The sequence below is a fragment of the Paenibacillus sp. FSL H8-0260 genome (assembly GCF_045040625.1).
In the GTDB taxonomy this organism is placed as follows: Bacteria; Bacillota; Bacilli; order Paenibacillales; family Paenibacillaceae; genus Paenibacillus_AQ; species Paenibacillus_AQ odorifer.
Genome location: NZ_CP150298.1, coordinates 5,436,551 through 5,454,955 on the forward strand (window position 1 = coordinate 5,436,551; position 18,405 = coordinate 5,454,955).

Annotated in this window: 16 protein-coding genes; 5 read left to right on the forward strand and 11 right to left on the reverse strand. The window is 46.1% G+C overall.

Annotated features, from left to right (window positions below; all coding sequences use genetic code 11):
- The first annotated feature begins 4 nt into the window (after positions 1 to 4).
- Together MHI51_RS24190 and MHI51_RS24195 are read left to right on the forward strand one after the other, a co-directional pair.
- Positions 5 to 397 (forward strand): TIGR04086 family membrane protein, encoded by a 393-nt coding sequence (locus tag MHI51_RS24190; protein ID WP_036677660.1) that lies wholly within the window; start codon positions 5 to 7, stop codon positions 395 to 397.
- A 93-nt stretch (positions 398 to 490) separates the two neighbouring features.
- Positions 491 to 1,330, forward strand: coding sequence for a phosphatase PAP2 family protein (locus MHI51_RS24195; RefSeq protein ID WP_232061443.1), 840 nt, complete (start codon positions 491 to 493; stop codon positions 1,328 to 1,330).
- A gap of 95 nt (positions 1,331 to 1,425) precedes the next feature.
- Here MHI51_RS24195 and yajC read toward each other — a convergent pair whose 3' ends face one another.
- The 11 genes from yajC to MHI51_RS24250 form a co-directional block, all read right to left on the reverse strand.
- A complete protein-coding gene (yajC, locus tag MHI51_RS24200) occupies positions 1,426 to 1,746 on the reverse strand; it encodes a preprotein translocase subunit YajC (RefSeq protein ID WP_076206460.1) in 321 nt (106 codons plus the stop codon).
- Between the two features lie 50 nt (positions 1,747 to 1,796).
- On the reverse strand, positions 1,797 to 2,933 hold the full coding sequence (gene tgt, locus MHI51_RS24205) for a tRNA guanosine(34) transglycosylase Tgt (RefSeq protein ID WP_036677666.1): 1,137 nt from the start codon (positions 2,931 to 2,933) through the stop codon (positions 1,797 to 1,799).
- A gap of 21 nt (positions 2,934 to 2,954) precedes the next feature.
- Positions 2,955 to 3,983, reverse strand: a complete 1,029-nt coding sequence (gene queA / locus MHI51_RS24210; RefSeq protein ID WP_405173308.1) for a tRNA preQ1(34) S-adenosylmethionine ribosyltransferase-isomerase QueA — start codon at positions 3,981 to 3,983, stop codon at positions 2,955 to 2,957.
- A gap of 9 nt (positions 3,984 to 3,992) precedes the next feature.
- A complete protein-coding gene (locus MHI51_RS24215; protein WP_405173309.1) occupies positions 3,993 to 6,092 on the reverse strand; it encodes a SpoIID/LytB domain-containing protein in 2,100 nt (699 codons plus the stop codon).
- Between the two features lie 32 nt (positions 6,093 to 6,124).
- Positions 6,125 to 7,132 (reverse strand): Holliday junction branch migration DNA helicase RuvB, encoded by a 1,008-nt coding sequence (gene ruvB / locus MHI51_RS24220; RefSeq protein ID WP_036677672.1) that lies wholly within the window; start codon positions 7,130 to 7,132, stop codon positions 6,125 to 6,127.
- A 36-nt stretch (positions 7,133 to 7,168) separates the two neighbouring features.
- Positions 7,169 to 7,786 carry a Holliday junction branch migration protein RuvA gene (gene ruvA / locus MHI51_RS24225; protein ID WP_036677675.1) on the reverse strand — a complete coding sequence of 206 codons (618 nt, stop codon included), beginning with the start codon at positions 7,784 to 7,786 and terminating at the stop codon, positions 7,169 to 7,171.
- Positions 7,783 to 8,286, reverse strand: coding sequence for a crossover junction endodeoxyribonuclease RuvC (ruvC, locus tag MHI51_RS24230; protein ID WP_036677679.1), 504 nt, complete (start codon positions 8,284 to 8,286; stop codon positions 7,783 to 7,785). Before ruvC ends, ruvA begins: the two co-directional genes overlap by 4 nt.
- Positions 8,287 to 8,531: 245 nt before the next feature.
- Positions 8,532 to 9,257, reverse strand: coding sequence for a BofC C-terminal domain-containing protein (locus MHI51_RS24235; RefSeq protein WP_076130403.1), 726 nt, complete (start codon positions 9,255 to 9,257; stop codon positions 8,532 to 8,534).
- A gap of 786 nt (positions 9,258 to 10,043) precedes the next feature.
- Positions 10,044 to 12,170 carry a CocE/NonD family hydrolase gene (locus MHI51_RS24240; protein WP_076281189.1) on the reverse strand — a complete coding sequence of 709 codons (2,127 nt, stop codon included), beginning with the start codon at positions 12,168 to 12,170 and terminating at the stop codon, positions 10,044 to 10,046.
- Between the two features lie 11 nt (positions 12,171 to 12,181).
- Entirely contained in the window at positions 12,182 to 13,342 is a 1,161-nt protein-coding gene (locus MHI51_RS24245; RefSeq protein WP_076277213.1) for a dipeptidase, read from the reverse strand.
- 14 nt (positions 13,343 to 13,356) lie between these two features.
- Positions 13,357 to 14,331, reverse strand: a complete 975-nt coding sequence (locus tag MHI51_RS24250) for an ornithine cyclodeaminase family protein (RefSeq protein ID WP_076220086.1) — start codon at positions 14,329 to 14,331, stop codon at positions 13,357 to 13,359.
- Positions 14,332 to 14,514: 183 nt separating this feature from the next.
- Between MHI51_RS24250 and MHI51_RS24255 the strand changes: the two genes are divergently transcribed.
- The 3 genes from MHI51_RS24255 (at position 14,515) to MHI51_RS24265 (ending at position 18,247) form a co-directional block, all read left to right on the forward strand.
- The gene (locus MHI51_RS24255) at positions 14,515 to 15,450 is read left to right on the forward strand and encodes an aldo/keto reductase (protein WP_076185518.1); all 936 of its coding nucleotides are present in this window, start codon (positions 14,515 to 14,517) and stop codon (positions 15,448 to 15,450) included.
- 523 nt (positions 15,451 to 15,973) lie between these two features.
- Positions 15,974 to 17,164, forward strand: a complete 1,191-nt coding sequence (fabV, locus tag MHI51_RS24260) for an enoyl-ACP reductase FabV (protein ID WP_341003640.1) — start codon at positions 15,974 to 15,976, stop codon at positions 17,162 to 17,164.
- Positions 17,165 to 17,326: 162 nt separating this feature from the next.
- A complete protein-coding gene (locus MHI51_RS24265; protein WP_038573011.1) occupies positions 17,327 to 18,247 on the forward strand; it encodes an aldo/keto reductase family oxidoreductase in 921 nt (306 codons plus the stop codon).
- Positions 18,248 to 18,405 lie beyond the last annotated feature (158 nt).

The following is an 18,405-nucleotide window of genomic DNA, read 5'->3' on the forward strand; positions in this document are numbered from 1 at the left end:
TACCATGTATTTAATCCGGCGCATGTTCTCGTGGAGAATAGCCAATCCTGTGTTATCTGGCCTATGTCGATCATTCCTTTGGATGCTGATGGGTGCGTTTGTCCTCTCACTTTTGTTATGGGGCAGCAGTCTGAAGGAGCAGGATCTCTCAATGTACACGTACATTGTACACGGCATAGCTGCAGCATTCGGAGGACTAACCGCCGGTCGCAGAGCCACGAGCAAAGGCTGGTATCAAGGAAGTCTTACAGGCGCATTTTATGGGATTATCGTTCTGTTGATCGGTTTTTTGGCACTGGACAGCGCACCCTCTGGTGTGGATCTGCTATGGGTTCTGGCAGCTGCAGCAATTGGCGCTCTCGGCGGAATGTTTGGCGTTAATTTACAAAAAAGCTAAAATTATAATTCCATTAAATTCGAAACATTCCTTGAAAATATGTTAAACTGTGATCACTGACTTCATTAAGAGATCAAGGAGGCTTCGATTGCTTTGTTTTACCAATCAATGAACCATATTGTTTTGTACACAGTTGCATTAGTAGTGATATTAGTATGGATTGGCGCTAAACGTAATCCACTCATGGCATTGGTTGAAATTGGGAAAGAGATGCTGCGATCCTATAAGTTTTTGTTGCTGATTGCAGGAATGTTTGGCGTATTAGCCATAAATAAATATGAACTGCAAATTGAACAAAAAATGCATCTTACCTCTGATTATACGCCGTTTATATTTGGCCTAGAGGGTCATTTTGTCCAAGCCGTTCAGGATATATTCTACAGTCCATGGTTAACACCGATCATCGTCTTTTTCTACATTTTCATGCTTCAGTCCGTTCTAGCAGCTTCATTAGGAGTCTATCTGTTAGATAAAAACCGGGTGATGTTATATGCCACCTGCTATGCTATTATTATCAACTATGCCTTGGCGATTCCATTCTATCTTTACTTCCCGGTAAACGAGGTTTGGTCCTATCTGCCAGCAGGCGTCAAATTTACTATGCTGGATGTATTTCCGAAATTCGAACAGGAATATAGACCGCTATCCGGTCTCAATAACTGCTTCCCGAGTCTACATACGTCCATATCTGTTACAATGGCACTTCTGGCCTTCCGTTCAGGGAACCGCCGCTGGATGGTCATCACTAGTATTTCCGCAGTTGTAATCGTCTTTGGAATCTTCTATCTGGGCATTCATTGGCTTACAGATATGATTGGTGGAACCTTGCTAGCCGTACTAGCCTCTACAGTTGGCGTTCAACTCGCCAAATTAACTTTGCGGGGACGTGAAGAATCGCTTACCGTTCCGAGCCGCGTAACAAATGTACGTTAAAGTTAAACTGCTAAATCTTAATAACCTTAAATATCAAAAAAGCGGTGTCCTCTCCAATGAGAAGACACCGCTTTTTATGTACTTAAATAACAAGTCTATACTTTCTCTTCGACATCCGTCGCCACAGCGTGGCTGATGGAACCGCGATCAAAAGTCAGCTTAGTTACATCGTTGACCCGCAGAACCACGATATCATCGGAAATTTCCATGATCGTACCGTGAAGCCCTCCAATAGTAACGATTTTATCGCCCTTTTTCAGAGCTTTCAACATTGCGTTACGAGTTTTGGTCTTCTTTTGTTGCGGACGAATCAGCAAGAAGTAGAATACTACAAACATAAGGACAAAGGGACCTACTAGACCTAGTATACTACCTCCACCACCTGTGTTAGCTGCATATTGAAACGATTGAATCATATTTCTCCCCCCTTTCAAAGTACATTAAAGCATGACTCTTAAATCAAACCCTAAAAGCCTTTAAGATTATCATATAATCCGTATTTGGCGAAAAACTCATCGCGAAAATCAAGCAGCCGATCTTCCTTGATGGCTTCACGCACTTTACGCATTAAATCCAACAAGAAGTGCAAATTGTGGTATGTCGTCAATCGAAGTCCGAAGGTTTCATCGGCTTTGATTAGATGACGCAAATAAGCGCGGGAATAATTCCGGCATGTATAGCAATTGCACTCCGGATCAAGCGGTCCGAAATCACGGGCATACTTAGCGTTGCGTACAACGAGTCTTCCCTGACTGGTCATCGTTGTTCCATTACGGGCAATACGAGTAGGCAAGACACAGTCGAACATGTCTACTCCTCGGATTGATCCTTCCAGCAGCGCATCCGGTGAACCCACGCCCATCAAATAGCGAGGTTTGCCTTGCGGCAGCAGGGGAACTGTATAATCCAGCACTTCATACATTAGCTGCTTGGACTCTCCGACGCTGAGCCCTCCAATAGCATACCCCGGGAAATCCATGGAAGTCAAATCAGCCGCGCTCTGACGGCGCAGATCTTCATACATGCCCCCTTGCACGATAGCAAAAAGACCCTGATCATTAGGACGAGCATGACTTTTCAGGCAGCGTTCTGCCCAGCGCGTGGTGCGCTCCAGTGATTTTTTCACATAATCATATTCAGCCGGGAATGGAGGACATTCATCAAATGCCATCATTATATCTGAACCCAGAGAGTTCTGAACCTCCATCGCTACTTCCGGAGACAGGAATTTCTTATCCCCATTTAAATGGGAACGGAAATGAACTCCTTCTTCCGTAATCTTGCGCATGTCGCTTAACGAGAATACTTGAAACCCGCCGCTGTCTGTCAGAATCGGACGATCCCAGTTCATGAACTTGTGCAGTCCACCAGCTTCACGAACAATATCATGGCCTGGTCTTAGAAATAGATGGTAAGTATTGCTCAAAATAATATGGGCATCCATCTCTTTCAGCTCTTCAGGACTCATGGTCTTAACTGTAGCTTGTGTGCCGACTGGCATAAATGCTGGTGTCTCAATCACACCATGTGGAGTGTGGACTCTTCCAAGTCTGGCTCCGGATTGTTTGCACGTTTTGATGTGCTCATAAGTAATTGCTGCCATAAGTTAACCCATCCTCTTACCTTAATAAATAAACATTGCATCTCCAAAGCTAAAGAATCGGTACTTCTGCTCTATAGCTTCTTCATAAGCAGCTAGAATATGTTCCCGACCTGCCAAAGCGCTAACCAACATAACCAAAGTAGACTTTGGCAGGTGGAAATTAGTAATTAGCGCATTTACTACACTGAACTTATACCCTGGATAGATAAAAATATCCGTCCAGCCGCTGCATTCCACAAGCGGACCACCTTCACATTGTCTTCCGACCGTTTCAAGTGTCCGACAAGACGTTGTGCCAACTGCAATAATACGGCCGCCTCGTGCCTTAGTAGCATTTATGGTATCTGCCGTTTCTTGAGACATTACGAAATACTCAGAATGCATAACATGCTCTTCAACCTTCTCTACAGACATCGGACGAAAAGTACCGAGACCTACATGAAGGGTGATATAAGCGATATTTACACCCTTAGCCTCAATCTGTTTCAACAATTCTTGGGTAAAATGAAGCCCTGCGGTAGGCGCAGCGGCCGATCCCTCATGCCGAGCATACACAGTCTGATATCGTTCACGATCATCCAGTGTTTCCTTAATATAAGGTGGCAACGGCATCGTTCCCAGCCTGTCCAGAATCTCCTGAAAAATACCCTGATATATGAAACGAAGCGTACGGCCGCCCATATCAGCTTCGTCCTCGATAACGGCACGAAGCTCATCACTAAAGATAATCACCGCGCCTGTCTTGAGCTTTTTCCCTGGCTTTACAAGTGCTTCCCAGCGATCATCCCCAAGATTCTTCAGGAGAAGCACTTCCGCCTTAGCACCAGTATCTTCTTTCACTCCAAACAATCTCGCTGGAATGACTCTCGTATCATTTAGAACAAGCGTGTCTCCGGGATTAAAATAATCAATAATATCGGTAAAATGCCGGTGAGCCAGCTCTCCATCCTCCTTATTCACTAGAAGCAGTCTAGAAGAACTGCGATCAGCGAGAGGTGTCTGGGCAATCAATTCTTCCGGCAAATGAAAATCATAAGCATCTACATTCATGGTCTGTCTTCATTCCTTAACTATAGTAACGTTCTTATAATAGTGTTGCAATATTTGCTTGTAATCATACCCGCTGTCCGCCATGCCTTTCACGCCCCACTGCGACATGCCTAGACCATGGCCGTTGCCTTGTCCAATGAACAGAAAGCCCGAGCTGTTAGTGATCACTCTGGCCGCAGAATCTCCGCCCATCACTACAGTTCCACTGCCATTCACATTAACCTTCCCCGATGCGGAAAGCACGCCAGCACTCTGCGAGCTGCTAATTGTGGCGGTAGCGCCGTCAGCGCCTAATACAGTATAACTTCCGGGTGCCACAATATCAAACAATGTACTAGGTAATCCATTAAACGCGGAGCGGAACATATCAGGATATTTCACATTCAGAGCCTGACCATTAGCTTTCACCTGAATCGCTCTTCCAGAAGGACCGCGCTGGGTGACCTGCAGGTTAGAGATGCTGGAAGGGAGCGTGCTTGTTGTTTTACCCTGCAGGCTTTTTAGAAGTTCAGCAGAGGTATACGGCCCTTTGATCCAGCTATAGCTGCCAGACTCATATACTTTATCCAGAGCCACAGCGTTCTCACCCGGATTCAGCTTTCCGACTGCACTAACACTGCTCTCAATAACTGGCAGAGGACGTATATTCACATCTTTGGTTGTAGCGGTAACTATATCGAGTCCGGCAGCGGTTTTGCTGCCCGTCAATTTAATATTATCTTCACGTGCATAACCAGAGGTACCATTCGCAAGCAGAACATAATACCACTTCTTAGCAGCAGCTGCCGAAACATCTTCAACGCTTGGAACACTAGCAAATACATCGCCACCATTCGCCCAAACCTCTGAAGGGTCAGCTGTCATACCACCACTATTGGATGAAAATACAGCCTCAACAACTTTACCACCACTCATCAGCACTTCACCAGCAGTAGTATCTACAGCTTTGATAATGGAGGGAGCTTCAGACCCGATTCCGTTATATACCTGACTAAGAGTGGTATCTACTACATTCGCTACATCAAAACGGTTGCCTTGGGACAGCGCATAGCTGCGGGCGGCGACAGCCTGAGCTTTTAGCGCTTCTTCTGGCCAGCTGGAGGAAACCTCTCCTCCAACTACGGCATACAAATATTGCTCCAGCGGCACTACATTAATTACAGCCAGCGATCCGCTCAAATTGCTCAGTTCCAAATTTCCGCGATATGTACGCTTGGATCTTTCCACTAACTGAATCCCAACCTCGCTGCCTGCAGCAAGAAATTTAGCATTGCTTCCAGAAACCAGATAATGATCGGCTTGAGTTTCACTGCTAAAATCCAGTCCGGCATCCTTACGCAGTATTAATCCAGGCGAGGTCGCCACCGAAACCGTAAATTGTGGTGCCGCCGTAGACACAGCGGCCTGAACAGCTGTTAAATCACTATCGTTGGCAGCTTCGCCTACCCATACCTCTACTTGTGCACTGCCATCGTTTCCTGTCAGAAACACCTTCCAAGCATCCAAACCAGCTGCGGTGAGGCTATTAAGCGCCACATCTGTTTCCTGCTCCGAAGAATAGCGGCCAGCTGATAAATGTTTATTACCTTTCACTGCTGGGGTTTGGTCAGCAGGAATGCTCAACCCTGCTTTGACTACACGGGTAAGCCCATCCTTGGCAGCTGCTTCACTAGCATAGACGCCCGTGTACAACTGATACACAGTCGCTCCATTTCTGGAGATTGCAAAAATCTGCGGTTTATCGGAGGTGGATTGGAGCTTTTTAGCTGCATCCGCTGCTGTCTGCCAGCTTGAAACCTCCATCACCTTAACTCTATATCCGTCCAGACTTACACGAATTTGCTTCTGTGCTGGGACAGATACCAAAGGAGCACTTCCTGCTTGACCCGACAACAAAGTAAAGCTTTGCGTTGATAGCAGTGTTACTGCTGGCACAGTGGATTTATATTTACTTCCAATATCAGCATAAAGAGCAACTCGTATCGTGCTATTAGAATCGGCATGACTGGCACCCGCAGGGATCAGGAAACTTCCTACAGCAAGCGCAGCCGCAAGCAATCCTTTGCTTAGCGGGGCGACCCCTCTCCATTTCCTCTTCGTATGCTTCATCCAGCATCCTCCTTTATAATTGTAGTGACGAACTAGTGCTGCTCCGGAGGGAGCGGAAGCCCTAAATGATGATAAGCGGCCGGGGTTACAATTCTTCCACGCGGACTCCGCTGCAAGAAACCTATCTGCAGCAGGTACGGCTCATATACGTCCTCAATCGTCTGACTTTCCTCACCAATCGTAGCTGCAATCGTATCCAGTCCTACAGGACCGCCTCGAAAGCTTGAAATCATAGCACTTAACATCTTGTGGTCAATACTGTCCAGCCCACGAGGGTCTACCTGGAGCATCTTCAATGCTTCCCCAGAAATTTCAGGAGTTATAATTCCATCTCCGCGCACTTGAGCAAAATCACGGACCCGCTTCAATAAGCGGTTCGCTATCCGCGGCGTTCCCCGCGAACGAAGCGCAATCTCTTCTGCTGCATCGCCAACAATCTCAATGCCTAATAGATCCGCATTTCGAGATACAATGTAACTCAGCTCATCTATGTTATAGAATTCCAGGCGACTGACCACTCCGAAACGATCACGCAGTGGCGCAGATAATAGTCCTGCCCGGGTTGTGGCACCTATCAGTGTGAACGGCGGCAAATCCAATCGTACCGAACGGGCACTTGGCCCTTTGCCGATCATGATATCCAGCGCGAAATCCTCCATCGCAGGATACATAACCTCCTCAACCGTGCGGTGCAAACGGTGAATCTCATCGATGAAAAGCACGTCGCCTTCCTGCAGATTCGTCAGCAGAGCGGCAAGATCGCCTGGACGCTCTATCGCAGGGCCGGAAGTTGTTCGCAGGTTCACACCCAGCTCATTGGCGATAATATTAGCGAGCGTTGTTTTGCCCAGACCCGGAGGTCCGTACAGCAGCACATGATCCAGCGCTTCGCTTCTCATTTTGGCCGCTTCTATATATACCTTCAGGTTTTCTTTCACCTGAGTCTGGCCGATATATTCTCCCAGATAACGAGGGCGCAAGCTTAGTTCTACCGCCTGCTCATCCATCATCAAATTCGCGGATATAATCCGGTCATCCATTTCCTATCGCTCCCTTTCTTTAGGATGTGTACGGCTTTACTTAGCTATATATAGCAGCCCTAGTGCTTTCTTCATCAGCACATCTACAGTTCCTGTCTCTGCTCCCTCTTTCTTCAACGCGAGCCACACGCGGTCCAATTCGCTTTCGGTATAACCCAGCCCCTTAAGCGCATCCCGCGCCTCTTGCCAGGCCAATCCATCCGTTGCTTCCTCCGTTGGCACTGCAAACAATCCCGTTTGCATTGAAGCCATACTGAGTCCGTCCAGCTTGTCCTTCAAATCAAGGATCATACGCTGTGCCGTCTTTTTGCCAATGCCCGGTAATTTCGTTAAGAACGTTATATTCTCTTGATAAATCGCTGAAATCAACTGATCCGGTGTTCCACCTGTCAGGATTCCAAGCGCAACCCTAGGACCGATGCCAGATACCTCTATCAGCTTGCGGAACAATTTTTGTTCCTCACGAGTCGGGAACCCAAATAATAGCGTAGCGTCCTCACGTGTTTGGTAATGAATATAGATCGTTACAGGTCCTTCTACTTTAGCAAAAGCATAAGGATTCGGGCAGAATACCCGGTATCCTACTCCCTGCACATCCAGCACCACATATTCCGACTCCAAATGAACGACGGGTCCTCTTAAGAAATCTATCATTTTCGTAATACCTCATTTAATTTAGAATTAAGACTGCTCGAATGGGCATGGCATACCGCTACCGCCAGCGCATCCGCCACATCATCGGGTTTCGGAATCGCCGATAGCTTCAGCAGCAGCTTCACCATTTCCTGGACCTGCCGTTTCTCAGCCTTACCATAACCCACAACAGCCTGCTTTACCATCATAGGTGTATATTCCGAGACGGGGAGACCCCGCTGTACTGCAGCTAATATAGTCACACCGCGGGCCTGCGCCACTGGCAATGCTGTAGTAACGTTGCGAGCGAAAAACAGCTTTTCTATCGCCACAGCATCGGGTTTATATTTATCAATGAGCTGACCCATGCCTTCATAGACATGCAGCAGTCGTTCTTCTTCAGGCGTATGAGCCTCAGTCTGAATACAACCATATTGGACGGGGGTCAGTTTATGTCCTTCCTTATCCACAAAGCCAAAGCCAACGATCGCCAGCCCCGGATCAATTCCCAAAATACGCAAACACGATCTCTCCTCTATAACAGGCAGATTATTCCACCGTTTTCATCCATTCCTCCGCCATGAAGCGAACATATGTATTCCTTCTAACCATTATAGCAAAAATCCCCCTTGCGGGAGAAAAAAAGTTTACTGTTTGCAGCGAAATGGCAACTTTAGGCCTACAGTTAAGACTCTTCCCCGTTTCATTTCACACAAAAAAGCTGCCCTCAGCCATTAATAATGACTTTAGGACAGCTTTACCAAAGCTATTGCTTGTTCTGCATGACATGCTCAGCAGCTTCGCGGGCATAATCACTGAAGGTAGACAGCACACTGTTGTACTCTTCAATATCCTGAACACGAATCCCCTCATGAAGCTCTTTCCAAATATTTTCCGGCAATGAGGATTTCAGGGAACCCATATCCATTTGAAAAAAAGTCTTCAGTACCTTCTCCTGAACTGGCGGACCTTTAAACAAGGTCAAATTCCCAAACGCATCTACACCAATGTAAGCTTCATTTTTTATCATTGTCGATAAATCATTCACTTTTTGTTCCAGCCACAAATCCCCTTCTGAACTAATCCAACCGCTCCATTCAGGGTGTTCATTGATTATAGTCTTCAGCTGAAGCGGGTTCTTTACGCCCGGCAACGTCTGAATCTCTTCTCCGGACACATAGGTTGTTTTTAAATGAACGGTTCTGCTGAGCCCACTTTGGGTGATGGTTTGCAGCAGTTGTTCATTATTTAAAGTGCCCTTCTCTTTTGCCTCATCACTGTCCTCGCCTACTTTAAAGACAGCTGCGGCCAGCTCACTATCGGCACTATCCGCCCAGCTAGAATTCGTCAGCAGTCCACTGATTTCCTCAGGTACCTGCATACTGCGCCAAGCCAGTACAGTAAAAGCTATACAAGCAGCTCCTACCCAAAGCGCCTTTTTCCAACGTCTCCATCGCCGCCAAAGTTGTTTTTTTAAGCGAAACGCGTTCACGTTAATCCCTTCATTCTGGTTTTTCCCTATTGTGACCTAAGAAGGGAGCATTTATGCGCTTTTCTGTGAATAATCGACATTTCTCCAAAAATACAAGGTTGACCTTGCAGTATAGTTCAAGATTTATGGTATAAGTCTGGAAGGGGGATTCTGGGGAGAGGTTTCACATACCGGCCTTAGGTGATACCTATTTCATGACAATCGACCATTTCTTGCACCAAAGCTTTTGCTTCGCCAATAACTATTAGTTCTTAGTGCGCTATGCCATTGGATTGGGCGATGGCGTTTGGGATGGTGGCGATGTAGGCGTTCTGCGTTTGCGTGCTGGGGAATGCGTTCTGGTGCTGGGAGTATGTGTTCTGCGTTTGCGCGTTGTGCGGAGTGGATCTAAAACTAATTAGGGAAAAACTCCCTGAAAGTAGGAGAAATTTGCTCTAAATGAACGAAACCAGGGAATTCCTCCCTAATAAATAGGCTGTTTTCCTTATTTCCGGGGAATCAGACATAAAATTAGGGAGTTTTTCCTCAATTATATGCCTGACGACCAGAATCCTAAAGAATTTCAGGGAGAAATTCCCTAATCGCTCTATAAGAGTTTTACTTTTCGCTTCAATTGAAGCATAAGCTCATTCTTCACTTTTTGTTTCACCTAGGCCTCACTCGGTGTTCACTCGGTACTCACTCGGTACGCCACTTGAAGCATCATTTGTCATCAAATGCAGCTTCAGCTTCAAGTGTTAATTCCCTTTACCTTTGTTCAGCCCTTTCTTCGTATTAAAGTCACATTTAAGCGTTAGGAACCACCGGCAGCTTCACATGGCTCGGATACTCACGATTATGGTAAACAGTCTGCAGCACAGTAATCGCTTCTGAATCTTCATACGGATTACTGCCTGTATTTGTATTAGGGAAAGCAACGAATTTACTGGACGAAGTAATCGAGAACCGAATTCGGTGCCCCACAGCAAATCTATGAGCAATATTCGGCATGAAAATATCATATTTCTCCACCTGCCCGGGAATCAGCAGCTCAGGCGCTTCCAATCCATGACGGTATTTAGCTCTGACAATATAATTGGATAACCGGATAGAGTCCCCTTGTTCATTCACGTCACTAAGCGTAACAACCCAATCCGTATCTTTGCCAGTGCTGGCAGCATAGATAACCGCAGACAATTCTCCGGCCACAGTCAGCTCATCCGTCAGAATATCACTAGTGTAGACAAGAATATCATTGCGCAGCTCGTATTTTCGCAAATTCTCAGGCTCTCGTTCACCGCTATCATTCATAGGATCATGAGGATTATAGATATAAGTATCTTCAGGAGAATGTTCCTCAGGCGCTGCAAGCAGTTGCCCATCCCCTTGTCCTGAATTCGCTCGCCCGCCGCTGGAAAGGTAGAAGGAAGAAGTTGTGGCTTCAGCAGGTGTCCAATCCGCGGACGTTCTCCACTGATTTTCACCAACAACATAATAAGAGGCTCTAGGCTCCTGATCTATTCCATTTGGAATGCCTTTGAGGAAGCGGTCGAACCAGCGCAGCACAGAAACATCGTAATCATAGACTACGGCATCATTGCCGAAGCTCACGCCTTCGTAGTCTCTAGCTCTGTTCGGCCCGTGCTCCCAAGCGCCCAGACGGATTTTTCGATTTGGCACATCATGTTCTGTTAGCATTCTCCATGTTTCCGATACGCCGGCGCTGTCGCCGTCATACCAGCCTGAGATAACATACATAGGCACCTGCACCTGATCACCGCGCTCGGTAAAAGTACAGTTTTTCCAGAAATCATCATACTCCGGATGCTGGCTCCACAGATCCCATGGACCTGATGTTTTGCCAATCATTTGCTGAGGGATCTCTTTAATCGGTCTTGCATCAACGGCTGCTTCCGGATTCACCGTAATGCCTCCAAAGATATCAAAATCCGTCCGAGTACCCACAGATTGAGCAAGAGTCCAAGAGAGCAATGGCCAAGAACAAAGGGTTCCCCCTTTGCGAACGGTATCAACAAATGGAGAGCCCACGTTCACTTCATCCACAACGGCCTTCAGATTCGGGTGCCCACTGGTGGCCGCCGCCACAACAACAAAACCTAGATAGGATGCGCCCCACATGCCGACGTTGCCATCCGACCATTCCTGAGCAATAATCCAGTCAATCGTATCATAACCGTCATCCCGTTCATTATAAAAAGGAATCAGTTCGCCTTCCGAATCCGCCCGACCTCTAACATCCTGCGATACTACTGCATAACCTTTATTGGCCCATCTCATAAAAATCTCTTTTTTTCCGTTGCGGTCATAACATGTTCTTACGAGAATTGTCGGCAGCTTAGTTCCCGGCTTAATACCCTCTGGTAAAAAAACATCTGTCGCCAGCTTCACCCCATCGCGCATCGGAATCAGATCAGTGCCCAGATCGTTCACCCCATATTCTGCCTTGGATAGAAGAGGATCGTCGTAGACCACTAAAGGAGTCAGCTTCTCATAACCTGCTTTAACCATAAGCTCAATACCATACCGATTCGGCGTTAAAAAAGCGATAATCTCCCCGTCCAAAGTCACAATGTCCAGAGCCGTCTCTTTGCGCAGCGCCCATACTTGTGAGGTCAGTTCGCGGCCTTCAATCTGCGCCTGATACTGGATATGCTTTTGATAGATATCGCCATTACTCAGCACTACCTCGTCTTCTGCCCATTCTGCTTTAGCATAAGCATCCAAATGTTTGTGGATTTTTTGAAGCGGGAGTACGGTCTTGAACTGTCCATCCAGCACATTGTCCTGCATTTGCGTTCTTCTGCGCGGATCGACCTTAGCTAGCATGATCTGTTGCTCTGTAAAATGAATTTTGCCTGTATAAACACCAGAAAAGTAGACGTTAAATGTAGATGTGTGTAAGTAGGTTGTCATCTGTTTATCCCCTATCCGCAAATTTCTTCAAATACACGCAGCCAGTTGCCGCCCATAATCTTAGCAATATCTGCATCCGCATAACCGCGGGCAACCAAACCTCTAGTAAAGTTAATAAAATAACTATATTTCTCAAGTCCAGCAATGGTTTCTGTAGAAGGACCGTCTCCTTTGGCGAATCCAAGCTTGGGTGCGATATGTTCTTTAAAATAAACCAATGACCAGAGCACATCGCTCATCGGCCAATCCGTTCCAATTCCGACATGATCCACGCCTACAAGCCGGATTACATATTCGATATGATCCAGCACATGGTCAATAGTTGTATGTTTAGGATCTTCATGAACAAACCAAGGCATAGCAAAAATACCAATAACTCCGCCTGTCTTGGCTATCGCGATTATCTCCTCATCACTTTTACAGCGCATATGCGGATAGATCGCCTCTACACCCGTATGTGAAGCAATCACCGGAGTTGTGGAATAAGCGCAGGCATCTAATGTAGTCTGTTTCCCGCAATGCCCCGTATCTACAATGATCCCCAGCTTGTTCAAGCGTGCAATGAATCTTTTCCCAAAATTAGTGACCCCGGCGTTCGATTGTTCTGCGCAGCCCGCCCCAATCTGGTTCTGATTGTTGTAGGTCAATTGTAGAATTCTTAATCCGAAGTTATAAAGTACATCTAATTGATCGAGATTCGTGCCCAGACCATCCGTTTCTTGTGCTGTGATAATGCCCGCTTTATAACCATTACGCTTGGCAGCACGTATGTCTTCGGCAGTTAAGGCTTTGATTAACCAATCTGCAGAATCGAATTGCAGCTGTACCTCTGCCATGCTTGTAATGATGCTGTCTAAGGATTCCAAATGAAGTTCGCGGTTCCCTGCTGTAATTCCGGACTTGTACCACTCTTCTTTATACTCAGGGATCTCTCCGCACGCAGATAGCTTTGTGATGATTTTTGCAGGCATACTGCTGTATACCATTGGCTCATCTTTATAAGGCTCACATAATTCTTTGATTCTGTCAGAGATAGAGTCTGGAATCGCGCTTGGAGATAAGGGACCTTGAAACAGCAGATCGATAATAATGTTCTGCTCATGCAAGCGTTTAGCCCGCTCCTCCTCTTGCTCCGTCAACTTGAAATCATACAGACCTTCATAAGTGCTCATCGTGTAGTCGCTCCTTAGAATGCAATTTCAGTGCCTTTATGTAATCTAACAGCTTCATGATATATAAAATTAGCTGCTGCTAAATCCTCTATGGCCAGCCCTAATCCTTTAAAAAGAGTAATGTCAGCTGCGGACCTTCTGCCCTCGATAGTGCCACTGATCAGCTCACCAATCTCCCCGACAATATGATCTGCTGTGATTTTGCCTTCGTTCAGCGGGATTAAATAATCCCCAGATTCATTCTGAGCGGATTCCAGCCGATCTACATATAACTTAGCTAATTGGACGGTCTCCGAATCCAGCTCACGGTCATTTGGTCTACATGCGCCAACAGCATTGATATGTACACCCGGTTTCAGCCATTCTCCCTTGAGCACAGGTTCGGTGGATGCTGTCACGGTACAAATGATATCCGCTGCGCTGACTGCCGCTTGAACTGTCTCCGCAACAATGATCTGCACATCATATTTTTGGCTCATCTCTATTTGGAAATCCTGTGCCTTTGCCAGCTTCCTGCTCCATACTTTTATCTCACGGATGGGTCGAACCCGCAACATCGCTTCCAGATGACTTTTTGCTTGTTCCCCAGTTCCAAGAAGAGCAAGGATCTCAGCATCCTCTCTGGCCAGATATCGGGTTGCTGCTGCACTGACTGCCGCCGTACGAATGGCTGTAATCTTTTGTCCATCCACTATAGCCTTCAGAACACCCGTAGATGAATCGAATAGGGTAACAAGACCTTGATGAGAAGGCAGGCCTGAACCATGATTGCTGGGAAATACACTGATGATTTTGGCACCAGCCACCTCTTCATGCTGCAAATAACCCGGCATTAAGCCGAGCAGATTACTCTTTTGTAAAGGAAGCACTTGTCTTAAGCTTTGTACGGCTTGTCCAGCGGAAAGAGCCTTCAAAACAGATTCCATAACGGAGATGCAAGATTCCATAGCTAACAGTTCGGCCACTTCATTTTGATTAATGACTAGCATAAGACGGACCTCCTTCTCCTCATCATGATTGCACGAACGCGAATATAAAATTTTTCTTACTATCATAACTTATCCGGTTTAAATATTCATGTATAAAGCTGGAAAGCAAAATTTGTCCTGACCCGAGTTATTCTCTATACTTAATATAGTACGTATTATATTTTAAGGAGCTGACTATTGATTATGGCTAATAAAATAACTTTAGGAAAAACCAATCTGCAGGTTCTCCCGCTGGGTCTGGGTGCCAATGCTGTTGGCGGGCATAATTTATTTCCGGGTTTAAATGATGAAACCGGCAGAAATATTGTGCGCAGCGCTCTGGATCATGGGATTAATTTTATTGATTCCGCCTTTATTTATGGACCAGGAAGATCCGAGGAACTGATTGGCGAAGTGCTGAAGGAAAGAGGCGGCCGCGACAATGTGGTCATTGCTACTAAAGGCGCTCACGTGATTACCGGTGACAAGATTACACTCGACAACTCTCCAGCTTTTCTAAGACAGTCTGTAGAAGACAGCTTGAAACGCCTCCAGACCGATTATATTGATCTTTACTATATTCATTTCCCTGATGAAAGCACACCCAAGGACGAAGCTGTAGGTGAACTTAAGAAGCTGAAGGATGAAGGAAAGATTAGAGCCATCGGGGTGTCTAACTTCTCCATTGATCAGCTGAAAGAAGCCAACAAAGACGGTCATGTGGATGTTCTTCAATCCCACTACAATCTGCTGCATCGTGATGCGGAACAAGATTTGCTGCCTTATACGCAGGAGCATGGCATTTCTTTCGTGCCCTATTTCCCACTTGCGTCGGGTCTGCTGGGCGGCAAATATAAGCAAGGCGATACATTCAGCGACATTAGAAAAAATGACCCGCTATTTCAAGGGGAGACCTTTGCCAAGAACCTGGAGAAGGTGGACAAGGTTCGTCAGATTGCCAATGCCAAAGGGGTCGAAGTCGCACATGTCGTACTTGCCTGGTATTTGACCGTACCTTCCATCGATGCGCTTATTCCGGGCGCCAAACGTCCTGAGCAGATCGTTTCCAACTTAGAGACGCTGAAGGTGCAGCTAACACCAGAAGAGATCAAAACTATAGATTCCATATTTAAGGCGTAATCTAGCCTCATTAGATTAAGGGGTTGTCCCATGGCCACGAAATGGCTGCTGGGGCAGCCCCTTTTCTGCTTTGGTTCATCGGATGATTCGGGTTAGATAGTTCGATTGCCATGATTCGTAAGATTCGTCATTCGTTCGTTTTATTTCCTTCGTACGTTCGTTCGATCGACCTATCACAGCTCCCCGCACAATGCCCTATCGGACACAGTTGACCCGTAACGCAGCATTATTGCACATTTGGAATTCCAACGGACCTCATAGCCTCTATTGGCACAAAATACACCTAATATGAACCTTTTTCTATGCAATAACGTCTCTGGGGTCCGAAACCCTGCTGAAAAGGCGATAAATTTGCATATAACGTCATCTGGGTCCGTAAGCGGCAGCGGATGGCAGTCGATCGTAGTGGAGAGCAGTCATTCTTCTCCAATATCCTAAATTCTTTGTATTAGTAAATATTGTTTGCTATACTTTCTCTGAAGTAACATTGGACTTTAATTTTTATAAAAAGGGGAATTCCTTGATGATTATTCAACCTAAAACTCGCGGATTTATATGTACAACAGCCCATCCAGAGGGATGCGCCAAACAAATACAACAACAAATTGAATATGTAAAAGCACAAAAGAAAATTGAGGGACCTGCTAATGTACTAGTCATTGGCGCTTCTACCGGATACGGACTAGCTTCCAGAATTTCAGCCGCTTTTGGTGCGGGCGCCAACACCATTGGTGTTTTCTTTGATAAAGCTGCTGAAGGTCAACGTACAGCTTCTGCTGGCTGGTACAACTCCGCAGCGTTTGAACAACAAGCAGCGCAGCTTGGACTTAAATCTCACAGCATAGTTGGCGATGCCTTCTCCGATGCTATCAAAGAGAAGACCATTGAATTGATTAAAGCTGAATATGGCTCAGTTGATTTAGTTGTCTATAGTGTCGCTTCACCACGCCGCACTCATCCGGTAACAGGAGAAACCTTCTCCTCCGTCATTAAACCGGTGGGAACCGCTTATACGAACAAAACCTTGAACTTCCACACAGGTGAAGTTTCCATGACCACTATTGAGCCTGCCTCAGAAGAGGAAGTACGTCAGACCATCGCAGTTATGGGCGGCGAAGACTGGAGAATGTGGATCGATCAGCTTCAAGCAGCTGGTGTGCTTGCTGATGGAGCTACAACCGTTGCTTACTCCTACATCGGGCCTGAAATCACTCACCCTATCTATCGCGACGGAACGATTGGTCAAGCCAAACATGATCTGGAACAAACAGCGATCCAACTGAATGATCGCCTGTCCACTCAAGGTGGACGTGCTTTTGTTTCCGTGAACAAAGCTCTGGTAACCCAATCCAGCTCCGCGATTCCTGTAGTCCCTCTTTATATCTCTGCATTGTATGAAGTAATGAAGGAAAAAGGGCTGCACGAGAACTGTATTGAACAAATGTACCGTTTATTCTCTGAGCATCTTTACAGTGGGGGCGAAGCTACTGCTGACGGAGGCTGCTTGATCCGAATTGATGACTGGGAAATGCGTGAGGATGTTCAGACTGAGGTTATGAAACGTTGGGACGAGCTGACAACCGACAATGCAGGTGAGCTTGCTGATCTTGAAGGCTACCGCCAAGATTTCTTTAACCTGTTTGGTTTTAGAACAGAGGGTGTAGACTACGAAGCTGACATTGATCCTAATGTCGACATTCCAAATATGTATTAATAACTGATCTATAGACAAATGAGGTTATCTCTGAAGTAGTGAATTCTACTGTTGAGATAACCTCTTTCTCTTTTAGATAGACATTGGCTTACCTCCCCTCTTTATGATATGGTTTGATTGAATACTGCATGTTCTACTAACATTCGAAGGAGTGAGTCACTTTTGGTTAAAAAAATTAGTGTAGCAAACGGCGCACTTGAGGTGTCACAAATTTCGCTTGGCTGTATGCGGATTGCTGATTTATCTGCAAAAGAAGCAGATACACATGTACATAGTGCCCTCGAGCTCGGAATAGACTTTTTTGACCACGCCGACATCTACGCAGCTGGCAAAGCCGAAGAAGTATTCGCAGGTGTACTGGAGAACAATCCGGGTATGCGTGATAAAATGATGATCCAAACCAAATGCGGAATCCGCAACGGTTTTTTTGATTTCTCCAAGGAACATATCCTGCAATCCGTGGAAGGCAGCCTTAAGCGCTTGAAAACAGACTATATCGACGTCCTACTGCTTCACCGTCCTGATACGCTATTCGAGCCAGAAGAAGTCGCTGAGGCTTTTGATATTCTGGAAAGCAAAGGTATGGTCAAACACTTTGGTGTCAGCAATCAGAACCCGTTGCAAATCGAGCTGCTTAAGAAAAATGTAAAGCAACCGCTGCTGTTCAACCAGCTGCAATTGAGCATTATGGTCACTGGCATGATTGATACAGGTTTCAATGTGAATATGACTAACTCCGGTTCAGTTGTTCATGATGGCGGGATTTTGGAGTACAGTCGCCTGCATGACATGACCATTCAGCCTTGGTCGCCTTTCCAATATGGCTTCTTTGAGGGCGTATTCTTAGATAACGATAAGTTCCCTGAATTGAACGAGGTCATTAACCGCTTAGCAGCTGAAAAAGACGTAACCAATACAGCTATTGCCATCGCATGGATTCTTAGACATCCGGCAAATATGCAGCCTGTCGTTGGCACAACTAATACGCAGCGCTTGCGTGATATTGCCAAAGCTTCCGATATTACTCTCACTCGGCAAGAATGGTATGAAATCTACCGTGCTGCCGGCAATGTCCTTCCATAAACACCTAAAGCCACGAGGTACGTTATTAACGTACGCCGTGGCTTTTTTACCAGAGAGCGATTCAATCCTCACGTTCTAGTAAAACTAGATAGACAGCGTCAAGATATTCGTATACTCACAAAAAGAACACAAAAAATAATAACTACTACCGAAATACT

Excerpts from the sequence above, each read along its gene's own strand:
- MHI51_RS24190 (WP_036677660.1), top strand. The coding sequence starts at position 5 with ATGTATTTAATCCGGCGCATGTTCTCGTGGAGAATAGCCAATCCTGTG.
- yajC (WP_076206460.1), bottom strand. The coding sequence starts at position 1,746 with ATGATTCAATCGTTTCAATATGCAGCTAACACAGGTGGTGGAGGTAGT.
- tgt (WP_036677666.1), bottom strand. The coding sequence starts at position 2,933 with ATGGCAGCAATTACTTATGAGCACATCAAAACGTGCAAACAATCCGGA.
- queA (WP_405173308.1), bottom strand. The coding sequence starts at position 3,983 with ATGAATGTAGATGCTTATGATTTTCATTTGCCGGAAGAATTGATTGCC.
- MHI51_RS24215 (WP_405173309.1), bottom strand. The coding sequence starts at position 6,092 with ATGAAGCATACGAAGAGGAAATGGAGAGGGGTCGCCCCGCTAAGCAAA.
- ruvB (WP_036677672.1), bottom strand. The coding sequence starts at position 7,132 with ATGGATGACCGGATTATATCCGCGAATTTGATGATGGATGAGCAGGCG.
- ruvA (WP_036677675.1), bottom strand. The coding sequence starts at position 7,786 with ATGATAGATTTCTTAAGAGGACCCGTCGTTCATTTGGAGTCGGAATAT.
- MHI51_RS24240 (WP_076281189.1), bottom strand. The coding sequence starts at position 12,170 with ATGACAACCTACTTACACACATCTACATTTAACGTCTACTTTTCTGGT.
- MHI51_RS24245 (WP_076277213.1), bottom strand. The coding sequence starts at position 13,342 with ATGAGCACTTATGAAGGTCTGTATGATTTCAAGTTGACGGAGCAAGAG.
- MHI51_RS24250 (WP_076220086.1), bottom strand. The coding sequence starts at position 14,331 with ATGCTAGTCATTAATCAAAATGAAGTGGCCGAACTGTTAGCTATGGAA.
- MHI51_RS24255 (WP_076185518.1), top strand. The coding sequence starts at position 14,515 with ATGGCTAATAAAATAACTTTAGGAAAAACCAATCTGCAGGTTCTCCCG.
- fabV (WP_341003640.1), top strand. The coding sequence starts at position 15,974 with ATGATTATTCAACCTAAAACTCGCGGATTTATATGTACAACAGCCCAT.